Below are 12,896 nucleotides of genomic sequence, written 5' to 3' on the forward strand. Positions count from 1 at the left end.
AGCATCGCCGCATGATCACTCGGTGGCGGTCGCTCACCCGGCAGTGGACGATCCTCGTGCCGGTGCTCGCGATCTTCCTCCTGGTCTTCACCTGGGGTCGGAACCTGCCCGGCGCGATGGTCGCACTGGTGACCCTGGTTCTCGCCGGCGCGGTCCTGGCGGCGGTGCACCACGCCGAGGTGGTCGCCCACCGGGTGGGTGAGCCCTTCGGCTCGCTGGTGCTCGCCATCGCGGTCACGATCATCGAAGTGGCCCTGATCGTCACCCTCATGGCCGACGGCGGTGACAAGAGTTCCACCCTGGCCCGCGACACTGTCTTCGCCGCCGTGATGATCACCTGCAACGGCATCGTCGGGATCTGTCTGCTCGTCGCCTCACTGCGGCACGGCACGGCGGTCTTCAACCCGGAGGGCACGGGCGCGGCGCTGGCGACCGTGGCGACGCTGGCCACGCTCAGTCTGGTGCTGCCGACCTTCACGACCAGCAAGCCCGGACCCGAGTTCTCCACGGTCCAGCTGACGTTCGCCGCGGTGTCGTCACTGATCCTGTACGGGCTGTTCGTGGCCACCCAGACCGTGCGCCACCGCGACTACTTCCTGCCCATCACCCACCAGGGCGAGGTCATCGCCGCGGACGACCACGCCGGCCCTCCGTCCGCACGCACCGCCTGGAGCAGCCTCGCGCTGCTCGGGCTGGCGCTGGTCGGCGTGGTCGGCCTGGCGAAGGGAGTGTCACCCACCATCGAGTCCGGTGTGGCGGCGGCGGGCCTTCCTCCTGCCGTCGTCGGTGTGATCATCGCGCTGCTCGTCCTGCTGCCCGAGACCATCGCCGCGCTGCGCTCCGCCCGCCGTGACCGGGTGCAGACCAGCCTCAACCTGGCGCTCGGCTCCGCGATGGCCAGCATCGGCCTGACCATCCCAGCCGTGGCGCTCGCCTCCGTCTGGCTGTCCGGGCCGCTCGTCCTCGGCCTCGGCTCGACCCACATGCTGCTGCTCGCGCTGACCGTGGTCGTCAGTTCCCTGACCGTGGTGCCGGGCCGGGCCACCCCCCTTCAGGGCGGCGTGCACCTGGTGCTCTTCGCGGCCTACCTGGAGCTGGCGATCAATCCGTAGGCCGCCATCACCCCCGAGGCCGCCATCACCCCCGACCCGCCGTCACCGAGCCCGCCACCACGCCTGGTCCCGCCCCCACGCCGGGCCCCGCGAGCGCCCGGGGTGCGTCCGGTCAACCCGTCAGCGGTTCCGTCACCGGATCCGCCGCCACCGGCACCGGCCGGGTCTCCGGCAGCAGTGCGAAGCACGCCAGGCTGAGCAGGGCGATACCGCTCGGATATGCGCCCACCCCCCAGGGGACACGCCCGCCCCGCTCCGCGAGTGCCGTGGCCACGAGGGGGGTGAGTGCGCCGCCGAGCACCCCGCCGAGGTTGTAGCCCAGGGCGGCGCCCGTGCAGCGCACCCGCGGCTCGAAGAGTTCCGGCAGGTAGGCGGCGATCACCGCGAACATGGTGACGAAGGCGAGCAGGGCGCCCAGGATGCCCAGGAACATCAGCAGCGGCTCGCCGGTCGCCAGCAGCGCGACCATCGGAAGCATCCACAGAACGCTGGCCGCGCACCCCGACATACACATCGGCCGACGCCCGTAGCGGTCACCGAGCAGGGCCGCGAGAGGGGTGAGCGCGCCCATCACGAGTACCGCGGCCATGACGCACGTCAGCATGACCGGGCGGCTCACGCCGAGCCGCTCCGTGGCGTAGGCCAGCGACCAGGTCGTCACCGTGTAGAACACCGCGTACCCGGCGGCCAGCGCCCCGGCCGTCAGCAGCACCAGCCGCCCGTGATGCCGTACGACCTCCACGAGCGGCACGCGCGCGTGGTCGTCGATCTCCAGGAACCGCGGACTCTCCGTGAGCGACGAACGCAGCCACAGACCGGCCAGCGCCAGCGCTCCGGCCGCCCAGAACGGCACGCGCCACCCCCACCGCGCGAACTCCGCGGTGGACAGCGACGCCGACAGCGCGAGCATGATCCCGTTGGCCAGTACGAAGCCGAGGGCCGGGCCCACCTGGGGAAAACTCGACCACAGGGCACGCCGTCCGGCGGGCGCGTGCTCGGCCGTCAGCAGCACCGCCCCGCCCCACTCCCCGCCGAGCCCCAGCCCCTGCAGGAAGCGCAGGACGAGCAGCAGCACGGGCGCGGCGACACCGATCGTCCCGTACGACGGCACACAGCCGACCGCGACCGTCGAGGCGCCGGTGAGCAGCAGGGCGGCGACGAGCACGGGCCGCCGTCCGCGCCGGTCCCCGAGATGCCCGAAGACCGCCGCTCCCAGCGGCCGGGCCACGAACCCCACCCCGAACGTCCCGAACGCCGCCAGCGTCCCCGCGACCGGCGAGAACGTCGGGAAGAACAGCGGCCCCAGGACCAGCGCGGCGGCGGTGCCGTAGACGAAGAAGTCGTAGAACTCGATCGCCGTCCCGGCGAGTGAGGCGGCGGCGAGCCGCGGCATGGACGGTGTGCTGACGCGGCGTACCTCGTGCATACCGCGTCAACCGCCCGGAACGATCAGGAGTCACGGGGCGTGCGGAAGCGCCGCGCGGGGCCGGGGCACGCGCCGTGGTGACCGGCGCGCACGGCTCCTTGTCCGCTCCGGCCACCGTGATAGACCGGGGGCGAGCAGCGGTCGCCGACGCACCGCCCCGAACGGACCCGGAGGAACCGTGCCCCGCACCCTGGCCAACGCCCCGATCATGATTCTCAACGGGCCCAACCTGAACCTGCTCGGCCAGCGCCAGCCCGAGATCTACGGCAGGGACACGCTGGCCGACGTGGAGGCGCGGTGCGCCGAGGCGGCGGCCGCGCACGGCGGTACGGTGGACTTCCGGCAGTCCAACCACGAGGGCGAGCTGGTCGACTGGATCCACGAGGCACGGCTCGCCCACTGCGGGATCGTCATCAACCCCGGGGCGTACTCGCACACGTCGGTGGCGATCCTGGACGCGTTGAACACCTGCGACGGCATGCCCGTCCTGGAGGTGCACATCTCCAACATCCACCGGCGCGAGGCGTTCCGGCACCACTCCTACGTGTCGCTGCGCGCGGACGGCGTCATCGCCGGCTGCGGGGTGCAGGGCTACGTGTTCGGCGTGGAGCGGGTCGCGGCCCTGCTGGGGGCGGCGCGGGCGGACGCGTAGGCCCGCGCGGGAGCGCTACAGCCGGCCCGCCTCCACGATCCGCCGCAGGAAGCGCCGGGTGCGTTCCTGCTGCGGGTCGCCGAAGACCTGCTCGGCCGTGCCTCGTTCCAGCACCACCCCGCCGTCGAGGAAGCACACCTGATCGGCGACGTCCCGCGCGAACCCCATCTCGTGCGTCGCCAGCACCATGGTCATGCCGTCGTCCTTCAGGTCGCGCACCACCTCCAGCACCTCGCCCACGAGTTCGGGGTCGAGGGCGGCCGTGACCTCGTCCAGCAGCAGAAGCCGGGGTCGTACGGCCAGAGCCCGCACGATCGCCACACGCTGCTGCTGGCCGCCGCTGAGCCGGTCCGGGTAGGCGTCCGCCTTGCCGGCCAGGCCCAGGCGCTCCAGCAGCCCCCTGGCCCTCTCCTCGGCCTCCTGCCGGGAGGCGCCGTGCACCCGGCGCGGCGCGAGGGTGATGTTGTCGAGCACGGTCATGTGCGGGAAGAGGTTGTAGGCCTGGAAGACCACGCCGATACGGCGGCGCACCGCGTCCCGGTCGGCACGCGGGTCGGTGATCTCCTCGCCGTCCAGCCAGATCGCGCCGTCGTCGATCTCCTCCAGGAGGTTGGCGCAGCGCAGCAGCGTGGACTTGCCCGAGCCGGAGGCGCCGATCAGCGCGGTCACGGTGTGCGCGGCGACCTCGAGGCCGACGTCCCGCAGGACGACCGAACCGCCGAAGGTCTTGCGGACGGACTCCATCCGCAGGACGGGCGCGCTGCTCCCCGGGGCGCTCGCAGTGGTGCTCGCAGTGGTGCTCACAGGGGTCCTCCCCAGGTATTCACAGGGATCCTCCCTGAGCCCGTCGCCTGTCCATCCTGGCCGTCACCCAGTCCGTGAAACGGGTCATCGGGATGGTCAGCGCCACGAACACCAGCCCCGCGACGATGTACGGCGTGTAGTTCAGACTGCGGCCCACGATGATGTCGGCCGCGCGGACGGCGTCCACCGCGCCGCCGATCGAGACCAGGCCGGTGTCCTTCTGCAGCGACACGAGGTCGTTGAGCAGCGGCGGCACCTGTCGGCGCACCGCCTGCGGCAGGACGACGTGGCGCAGCGCCTGCCGGTTGGTGAGGCCCAGCGAGCGGGCCGCCGCGCGCTGCGAGGGGTGGACGGACTCGATGCCGGCCCGGAAGACCTCCGCCACGTACGCCGAGTACGTCAGGGTCAGCGCGGTACCGCCGAGCAGTACCGGATCGACCGTCACGCCCTGGAGCCGCAGCGCGGGGACGCCCAGGACCACGATCATCAGGTTGATGATGAGCGGAAGGCCGCGGAAGAAGTCGGTGTACGCCGCCGCCAGCACCCGGAGCGGGAAGAAGACCGGGCCGCGCAGGGTCCGGGCGACGGCGATCAGCATGCCGAGGACGAGGACGGCCACACCGCAGATCAACAGCAGACGGACGTTCAGCCACAGACCCTCGAGAACCTTCGGGAGCGCCTCGCGCGCGTAGTGCGCGCTGAAGAAGGTCTCCTTGGTGCGCTGCCACCCCGGCGCGCCGACGACGACCAGATACAGCACGGCGGCCGTGACGAGCGTCGAGAGGGCCGCGACGGCCGTGGCGCGGTGGGCACGCGCGCGCTGGTAACGCTCGCGCGCCAGCCGCCGCTCGGAGGGCACGTAGCCGTCACCGGAAGCGCCCTCACCGGTTGCGCCGCCTTCGGGGGCGGCCATGCCGCTCTTGTCGTCCGCCCCCTCCCGGGCCGGCTCGCCCCGGGTGACCGTCACTTGAGCACCGGGGCGTCGACGGCGTCCGAGAGCCACTGCTTCTCGATCCGGGCCAGCGTGCCGTCCTTGCGCAGGGCGTCGACGGCGCGGGTCACGCACGGGGTCAGCGCGCTGCCCTTGTCCAGCACGAGCCCGAACTGCTCGGGCGCGCCGCCCTGGTTCTCGAACTGGCCGACGATCTTCGCCTCCGTCACCTCGGCCGCGGTGATGTAGAACGCGGTCGGCAGGTCGGTGACGACGGCGTCCACCTGCCCGTTCCGCAGCGCGGACTTGGCCTGGTCGTTCTTGGCGTAGACGGCGGGCTCCCGGGTCGGCTTCACCACGTCGGTGATGTAGTCGAGGCTCGTGGTGCCCACCTGGGCGCCCAGCTTGAGCTTCTTCAGGTCCGCGATGTCCGTCGCCCCGGCGGCCTTGCCGTCCTTCAGCGCGATGACGGCCTGACGCACGTCGTAGTAGCCGGAGGAGAAGTCCACGGCCTTCTTGCGCTCGGCGCTGATCGACACCTGGTTGATGTCGAAGTCGAAGGTCTTCACGCCCGGCGCGAACGCCTTGTTGAACGGCACGCTCTGCCAGACGACCGCGCTCCTGTCGTAGCCCAGTCGCTTCGCCACGGCGTAGGCGACCGCCGACTCGTAGCCCTTGCCGTCGGCGGGCTTGCCGTCCTTGAACCAGGGCTCGTACGCCGGTTCGTCCGTCGCCACCGTCAGCTTGCCCGACGTCTTGGTGGCGAGCCCGCCCTTCGCGCAGCTCTTGGCGGCCGGCCCGGACGGGGCCGCCGACGCGCTGTCCTCGGGTTGCGGAGCGCAGCCGACGGCGGTGGCGAGCAGAGCTATGGTCGCGGCGGCCACCGCGCGGCGCAGGGGGCGATGAGCAGGATGCATGGCCGGAGAGTGGCAGCGAACGACGCGTATGTCCAGGTCACCGCGGTGGTTGTCCGCATACTGGGAACGGGTGTTGCGGCCGTGTGAACGCAGGGGAAGACAGCCACCCACGCGCGCGTTCCGGAGCCCGGGCCGCCGGCCGAGGGCGGGGTGAAGACCGGCGGCCCTTGCCGCTCAGGAGCCGTCATCCTGCGCGGTGCTGTCCCCAGTTGACCGCCTCACACCGCTCCGGGGGAGCGCGCATGCGCGCCCGGTGCGCGCGAAATGTTCACACGGGGCGCGGGGTACGTGCCGCGCGCGGGGCGTACGAGCAGGGCGCACGCCCCGCGTGAAGGCAGGGTGAGCACGCCGGCCCGGGCCGCGTCCTCGCGCGTACGGGTTCCGGCGCACCATATCGGTGAGGCGCCCCCTCGCCGGGCGCTCACAGCGAGGCGCGCCGCTGTGAGGCCCGGCGCGCGCCGCTCACCACCCGCGCGCGTGCCACTCCGGCAGGTGCGGCCGTTCCGTGCCCAGCGTGGTGTCGTCGCCGTGCCCGGGGTAGACCCACGTCTCGTCCGGCAGTGCGCCGAAGATCTTCGTCTCCACGTCGTGGATCAGGCTGGCGAACGCCTGCGGATCCTTGCGCGTGTTGCCGACCCCGCCGGGGAAGAGGCAGTCGCCGGTGAAGACGTGCGGGTGGCCGTGCGGGTCGTCGTAGATCAACGCGATGGAACCGGGGGTGTGCCCGACCAGGTGACGCGCGGTGAGCTGCACCTGGCCCACCCGGATGACGTCGCCGTCGTCGACGAGGACATCGGTGGGCACCGGGATGCCGGGGGCGTCGTCGCGGCCGGCATACGTGCGCGCGCCCGTGCCGGCGACGACCCCGGCGAGCGCCTGCCAGTGGTCGCCGTGCTGATGTGTGGTGACGACGGACGCGATGCCGTCGTCACCGATCATGGACAGGAGCCTCTCCGCCTCGTTGGCGGCATCGATCAGAAGCTGCTCGTCGGTGGCCCGGCAGCGCAGCAGATAGGCGTTGTTGTCCATCGGGCCGACCGCGATCTTGGTGATCATCAGGTCCTTCAGCTCGTGCACGTCCGCCGGTCCGCCGACCTTGACCTCTCCGGAGTACGTCATGGCGGCCAGCCTATAGCGGGGGAGACCCGCCGGACGCTGTCGTCCTACAGCGGGGGCAGCTTCGGCAGCGCGCCGCCCTCCACCTCCAGCGCCGCCCCGTCGCGGCGCCCGGCGAGCCAGCCCAGCAGATCGGCCGGCCGTCCGGTGACGGTGATCTCGGGCACGTCCGCCTCACGGCCGGTGCTCCACGCGCGCGAGCCGTCCGTGATCCGGGTCGCGGGGACGTCGGGGTGCCCGGCGAACCGCTGTGCGAGGAAGCCGGTCTCCCGCTCCAGGAACTCCGCCGGGAGGTGCTCCAGCTCGTACCCGGTCCCGAGGTCGACGTGGTGCAGGTCCACCTCCGCCCATCGCCGGAACGGGATCCGGGCCGCCGAGTCGGTCACCCCGTTGCGCAGTTCGACGGTGCGCGTCCAGTCCGCCGGCGTGTCCCCGGCCGCCTGGAAGCGGGCCGCACTCTCCCGGACGTCGGTGAGCTGGACGGCCACGGGGCGCGGGGCGTCGCGCTCGATGTCGGCGTCGCGCTGCTCGGCGCTCGCGTACATGGGACGCCCTTCCAGGACGTTCACGAGCGCGTCGGCGTTGCGGGCGAGGTGGGCGAGCACATGCCCGCGGCTCCAGCCGGGTAGCCGTGACGGCAGGGCGAGTGACGCGTTGTCCAGTTCGGCGACCGCGGCGAGGAGCCGGTCGGTCGCGTCACGTACACGTGCCAGGTCATGAGCGTGATCAATCATGGTGCTGACCCTAGTGCGGCCACACCTTCGGGTGAAGGTGAGGAACCTCGCCCGCAAATCGAAAGCACGTGCTATATCGTCGAAGGTGGCGTCGGGCATGCTGGAGGGTCGGGGGTTGTTATGCAACCGGGCAATCCGACCGGCGTTGTCAGTGGCTCCCCCTAGTCTGAAGAAGCTCGGGGGCCCCGCCCCTGTCACTTCTCTAGAAAGGTGCGGACCGGCGTGGCCGACCGTCTCATCGTCCGTGGCGCGCGCGAGCACAACCTGAAAAACGTGTCGCTCGACCTGCCTCGTGACTCGCTCATCGTCTTCACGGGCCTGTCCGGGTCGGGCAAGTCCTCCCTGGCCTTCGACACCATCTTCGCCGAGGGCCAGCGCCGTTACGTGGAGTCGCTCTCCTCGTACGCACGGCAGTTCCTCGGGCAGATGGACAAGCCCGACGTCGACTTCATCGAGGGCCTCTCCCCGGCGGTCTCCATCGACCAGAAGTCGACCTCCCGCAACCCCCGCTCGACGGTCGGCACGATCACCGAGGTCTACGACTACCTGCGTCTGCTCTTCGCGCGCATCGGCAAGCCGCACTGCCCCGAGTGCGGTCGCCCGATCTCCCGCCAGTCGCCGCAGGCGATCGTGGACAGGGTCCTGGAGCTCCCGGAGGGGAGCCGCTTCCAGGTGCTGTCCCCGCTGGTGCGCGAGCGCAAGGGCGAGTTCGTCGACCTCTTCGCCGACCTCCAGACCAAGGGCTATTCCCGCGCGCGCGTCGACGGCCAGACCGTCCAGCTCTCCGAGCCGCCGGTCCTGAAGAAGCAGGAGAAGCACACCATCGAGGTGGTCGTGGACCGCCTGACGGTGAAGGACTCCGCCAAGCGCCGTCTCACCGACTCGGTGGAGACCGCCCTCGGCCTGTCCGGCGGCATGGTCGTGCTCGACTTCGTGGACCTCCCCGAGGACGACCCCGAGCGCGAGCGCATGTACTCGGAGCACCTCTACTGTCCGTACGACGACCTCTCCTTCGAGGAGCTGGAGCCCCGCTCCTTCTCCTTCAACTCGCCCTTCGGCGCCTGCCCCGAGTGCACCGGCATCGGCACGCGCATGGAGGTCGACCCCGAGCTGATCGTCCCGGACCCCGACAAGTCGCTGGACGAGGGTGCCATCCACCCCTGGTCGCACGGGCACACCAAGGACTACTTCAGCCGCCTGATCGGCGCCCTCGCGGACGCCCTCGGCTTCCGCACGGACATCCCCTTCGCCGGTCTGCCGCAGCGCGCCAAGAAGGCTCTGCTCCAGGGCCACAAGACACAGATCGAGGTGCGGTACCGCAACCGGTACGGCCGCGAGCGCGTCTACACGACCCCCTTCGAGGGCGCGGTGCCGTTCGTGAAGCGCCGGCACAGCGAGGCCGAGAGCGACGCCAGTCGCGAGCGCTTCGAGGGCTACATGCGCGAGGTGCCCTGCCCCACGTGCGAGGGCACGCGTCTGAAGCCGATCGTCCTCGCGGTCACGATCATGGGCAGGTCGATCGCCGAGATCGCCGCGATGTCGATCAGCGACTGCGCCGACTTCCTGGGCGAACTGAAGCTCAGCGCCCGCGACAAGAAGATCGCCGAGCGGGTCCTGAAGGAGGTGAACGAGCGGCTGCGCTTCCTGGTCGACGTCGGCCTGGACTACCTCTCGCTCAACCGCGCGGCCGGCACACTCTCGGGCGGCGAGGCCCAGCGCATCCGCCTGGCCACCCAGATCGGCTCCGGCCTCGTCGGCGTCCTCTACGTCCTGGACGAGCCCTCCATCGGCCTGCACCAGCGCGACAACCACCGGCTGATCGAGACCCTCGTCCGGTTGCGTGACATGGGCAACACGCTCATCGTCGTCGAGCACGACGAGGACACCATCAAGGTCGCCGACTGGATCGTGGACATCGGCCCCGGCGCCGGCGAGCACGGCGGCAAGGTCGTGCACAGCGGCTCCGTGAAGGAACTGCTCGCCAACACCGAGTCGCAGACCGGCGCGTACCTCTCGGGCCGCAAGTCGATCCCGCTCCCGGACGTGCGCCGCCCGCTCGACCCGTCCCGGCAGCTCACCGTGCACGGTGCCCGCGAGAACAACCTGCAGGACATCGACGTCTCCTTCCCGCTCGGTGTCTTCACGGCCGTCACCGGCGTCTCCGGATCCGGCAAGTCGACGCTGGTCAACGACATCCTGTACACGCACCTGGCCCGCGAGCTGAACGGCGCCCGGACCGTTCCCGGCCGTCACACGCGCGTGGCGGGCGACGACCTGGTCGACAAGGTCGTGCACGTCGACCAGTCGCCGATCGGCCGCACCCCGCGGTCCAACCCGGCGACGTACACCGGCGTCTTCGACCACATCCGCAAGCTGTTCGCCGAGACCACCGAGGCGAAGGTCCGCGGCTACCTGCCGGGACGCTTCTCCTTCAACGTCAAGGGCGGCCGCTGCGAGAACTGCTCGGGCGACGGCACCATCAAGATCGAGATGAACTTCCTGCCGGACGTCTACGTCCCGTGCGAGGTCTGCCACGGCGCCCGGTACAACCGGGAGACCCTGGAGGTCCACTACAAGGGCAAGTCCATCGCCGAGGTGCTGAACATGCCGATCGAGGAGGCCATGAACTTCTTCGAGGCGGTCCCGGCGATCTCCCGTCACCTGAGGACGCTGAACGACGTCGGCCTCGGCTACGTCCGCCTCGGCCAGGCCGCCACCACTCTCTCCGGTGGTGAGGCGCAGCGCGTCAAGCTCGCCAGCGAACTCCAGAAGCGGTCCACCGGGCGCACGGTCTACGTCCTGGACGAGCCGACCACCGGTCTGCACTTCGAGGACATCAGCAAGCTGCTCACGGTGCTCGGCGGGCTGGTCGACAAGGGCAACACGGTCATCGTCATCGAGCACAACCTCGACGTGATCAAGACCGCCGACTGGATCGTGGACATGGGTCCGGAGGGCGGCGCCGGTGGTGGCCTGGTGGTCGCGGAGGGCACGCCGGAGGAGGTCGCCGGTGTTCCGGCCAGCCACACCGGCAAGTTCCTGCGCGAGGTCCTCGGCGCCGACCGCGTCAGCGACGCGCAACCGGTCAAGGCGCCGCGGGCCACGACGGCCCGCAAGACGGCCGCCGCCAAGTCGCCGGCGAAGAAGACGGTGACGGCCAAGGCCGATAGCACCCCGGTCGGGAAGACCGCCCCGGCCGCGAAGAAGACGACGCCCGCGAAGAAGGCCACGCGGACCCGCAAGGCCTGAGCCGGCCGGACCGGGAGGCGGTCAGGACGCCCTCCGGCCCCGGACTGACGCATCATCAGAAACCGGCGCCCCGCGGGAACTCCTCGCGGGGCGCCGTTCGTTCCACCAACAGCCAGCCCGGTCCTGCGATCCGACAGGTCCCCGTACACCGCAGGGCCGGCCGTACCTTGTCAACAGCACAGGGAGAACAGACCGCTCACAGCGCGGCCGGCCCGCCCAGCTCGGCCGCGTACGGCGGCTCGGCCCCCGCCCGTGAGCAGGTGACCGCCGCCGCGCGGGCCGCGAAGCGCAGCAGCCGCGTCCAGCCCTCCGTCCCGAGGGAGGCGAGCGCCTCCGGCGTCAGCGCGTCCCGCACGGCCAGTCCGTGCAGCAGGGCCGCGTTCACCGTGTCACCGGCGCCGATCGTGTCCACGACGGCGACCTTCTCACCGGGCACGGCGTGCTCCCCGCCGTCCCGGGTGAACACGGTCAGGCCCTCCCCGCCCCGGGTGACGACCACGGCCGCCGGTCCCGCGGCCAGCCATTCGCGCGGGGTGCCGCCGAGCCACGCGGCATCCTCCGCGGACAGCTTCAGCAGCGTCACCGAGGGCAGCCAGCTCTCGAAACGCGCCCGGTAGGCGTCCGCGTCCGGGATCAGCCCCACCCGGATGTTGGGGTCGAGCGCGGTGAAGAGCCCCTGTCCCGCAGCGGTACGCATCAGCTCCTCGTAGGCGCTCGCGCCCGGCTCCAGGGCGAGCGAACAGGTACCGAAGGACACCGCGCGCGTACCGGCGGGCAGCGTCACCGGGCCGGAGAACAGGCGGTCGGCGGTGCCGTCGACATAGAAGGAGTAGGCCGCCGAGCCGGCGGTGTCGACCGTGGCCACCGCGAGGGTCGTCGGCTCCGGCCCCCGCTGTACGCCGGACACGTCGACCCCGGCCCGCCGCAGCCCGTCCAGCAGGGCCTCGCCGAAGGCGTCGTTCGACGCCCGGGAGCAGAAGGCGGTGCGGGAGCCGAGCCGCCCGAGGGCCACGGCGGTGTTGTAGGGGCCACCGCCGAGCGCCGGTCTCAGCACCGCGAGGGCGCCGGGGCCCTGCGGTACGAGGTCGATCAGTGCCTCACCGGCAACGACGATCATGAGGCGGTTCCCTCCTTGGCGGACCCGAACAGTGAGCGGCCCCGATCCCCGCGCCGCCCGAGCCGAGAGCGGCCCGGTCCCTGCGCCGCCCGAGCCGCGAGTCGGCCAGGTCCCTCCGCCGGTTCCCCGGTACAGGTGAATCCGGACCGAACCGCGCACCCGGGCCGCCGACCGAGCCGTCCCAGCCTGCGCCCCGGGCCGGCCGAACCGGGACGGTATCTCACCATCTCACCCCGCGTAAACGGGTACGTGAGCGCCTGCCGCCCCACGGGTCCGCGCGCCCCCACCCCCGGGTATCGTCGCCCTGCACACCCCGTGACCTGTGGAGCCCCAGATGCCCGCCCACTCCTCGGCAAGCCGCCGTACCGTCCTTCGAGGGGCCGCCGCCGCCCCGGTCGCCGGGCTCGGCCTGGCCGCGTGCTCGGCACCGGGCGGGAGCGGGTCTGCCGCGGCCACCCCGACCGCACCGGTCGATCTCGGTGCCGAGAGCGAGGTCGTGAACGGCGGCGCCCAGCTCTACCAGGACCACAACGTGGTGGTCAGCCGTGACCGGAACGGCACGCTGAGGGCGTACAGCACGATCTGCACGCACGGCGGGTGCCCCATCAACAAGCTGCGGGGGACGACTCTGGTCTGCCCCTGCCACGGCAGCGAGTTCGACGCCGTGACGGGCAAGGTGGTCCAGGCGCCGGCCACCGAGCCCCTGGGCGAGCTGAAGGTGAAGGCCGCGAACGGCAGGATCATCGCCGGCCCGGCGACCTGACGGAGGGCTGCCCGAAGTCACCCCGGGCCGCCCGGACCGGTCGCCGCGCACGAAGTGGCGGGCGGAGAGGCGGCC

The 12,896-nt window shown here is 71.7% G+C and carries 11 protein-coding genes; 4 read left to right on the forward strand and 7 right to left on the reverse strand.

Translation table 11 applies throughout. The features are described from left to right. Positions 1-11: 11 nt before the first annotated feature. Entirely contained in the window at positions 12-1,112 is a 1,101-nt protein-coding gene (locus D9753_RS26875; protein WP_121789340.1) for a calcium:proton antiporter, read from the forward strand. A gap of 112 nt (positions 1,113-1,224) precedes the next feature. On the opposite strand, the gene D9753_RS26880 is transcribed toward D9753_RS26875, so the two are convergent. Beyond that, positions 1,225-2,538: an MFS transporter gene (locus D9753_RS26880; protein ID WP_240468294.1), complete on the reverse strand. Its 1,314-nt coding sequence runs from the start codon at positions 2,536-2,538 to the stop codon at positions 1,225-1,227. A gap of 178 nt (positions 2,539-2,716) precedes the next feature. Between D9753_RS26880 and aroQ the strand changes: the two genes are divergently transcribed. Beyond that, positions 2,717-3,190: a type II 3-dehydroquinate dehydratase gene (gene aroQ, locus D9753_RS26885; protein ID WP_121789341.1), complete on the forward strand. Its 474-nt coding sequence runs from the start codon at positions 2,717-2,719 to the stop codon at positions 3,188-3,190. Between the two features lie 15 nt (positions 3,191-3,205). On the opposite strand, the gene D9753_RS26890 is transcribed toward aroQ, so the two are convergent. The 5 genes from D9753_RS26890 to D9753_RS26910 form a co-directional block, all read right to left on the reverse strand. Continuing rightward, positions 3,206-3,934, reverse strand: coding sequence for an amino acid ABC transporter ATP-binding protein (locus D9753_RS26890; RefSeq protein ID WP_121789342.1), 729 nt, complete (start codon positions 3,932-3,934; stop codon positions 3,206-3,208). 79 nt (positions 3,935-4,013) lie between these two features. After that, positions 4,014-4,907 carry an amino acid ABC transporter permease gene (locus D9753_RS26895; RefSeq protein WP_394346815.1) on the reverse strand — a complete coding sequence of 298 codons (894 nt, stop codon included), beginning with the start codon at positions 4,905-4,907 and terminating at the stop codon, positions 4,014-4,016. 50 nt (positions 4,908-4,957) lie between these two features. After that, positions 4,958-5,842 (reverse strand): ABC transporter substrate-binding protein, encoded by an 885-nt coding sequence (locus D9753_RS26900; protein ID WP_121789344.1) that lies wholly within the window; start codon positions 5,840-5,842, stop codon positions 4,958-4,960. Positions 5,843-6,304: 462 nt separating this feature from the next. Beyond that, positions 6,305-6,961, reverse strand: coding sequence for an MBL fold metallo-hydrolase (locus D9753_RS26905; protein ID WP_121789345.1), 657 nt, complete (start codon positions 6,959-6,961; stop codon positions 6,305-6,307). Between the two features lie 44 nt (positions 6,962-7,005). Further along, positions 7,006-7,692: a maleylpyruvate isomerase family mycothiol-dependent enzyme gene (locus D9753_RS26910; RefSeq protein ID WP_121789346.1), complete on the reverse strand. Its 687-nt coding sequence runs from the start codon at positions 7,690-7,692 to the stop codon at positions 7,006-7,008. Between the two features lie 222 nt (positions 7,693-7,914). On the opposite strand from D9753_RS26910, the gene uvrA reads away from it, so the two are divergent. After that, the gene (gene uvrA / locus D9753_RS26915) at positions 7,915-10,941 is read left to right on the forward strand and encodes an excinuclease ABC subunit UvrA (protein ID WP_121789347.1); all 3,027 of its coding nucleotides are present in this window, start codon (positions 7,915-7,917) and stop codon (positions 10,939-10,941) included. 196 nt (positions 10,942-11,137) lie between these two features. Here the strand turns inward: uvrA and D9753_RS26920 are convergent, their stop codons facing one another. After that, entirely contained in the window at positions 11,138-12,058 is a 921-nt protein-coding gene (locus D9753_RS26920) for a carbohydrate kinase family protein (RefSeq protein ID WP_121789348.1), read from the reverse strand. Between the two features lie 334 nt (positions 12,059-12,392). Here D9753_RS26920 and D9753_RS26925 point away from each other — a divergent pair, with 334 nt between their 5' ends. Continuing rightward, a complete protein-coding gene (locus D9753_RS26925; protein WP_121789349.1) occupies positions 12,393-12,821 on the forward strand; it encodes a Rieske (2Fe-2S) protein in 429 nt (142 codons plus the stop codon). The last annotated feature ends 75 nt before the right edge of the window (positions 12,822-12,896 follow it).

The sequence above is a fragment of the Streptomyces dangxiongensis genome, from assembly GCF_003675325.1.
Lineage (GTDB): Bacteria > Actinomycetota > Actinomycetes > Streptomycetales > Streptomycetaceae > Streptomyces > Streptomyces dangxiongensis.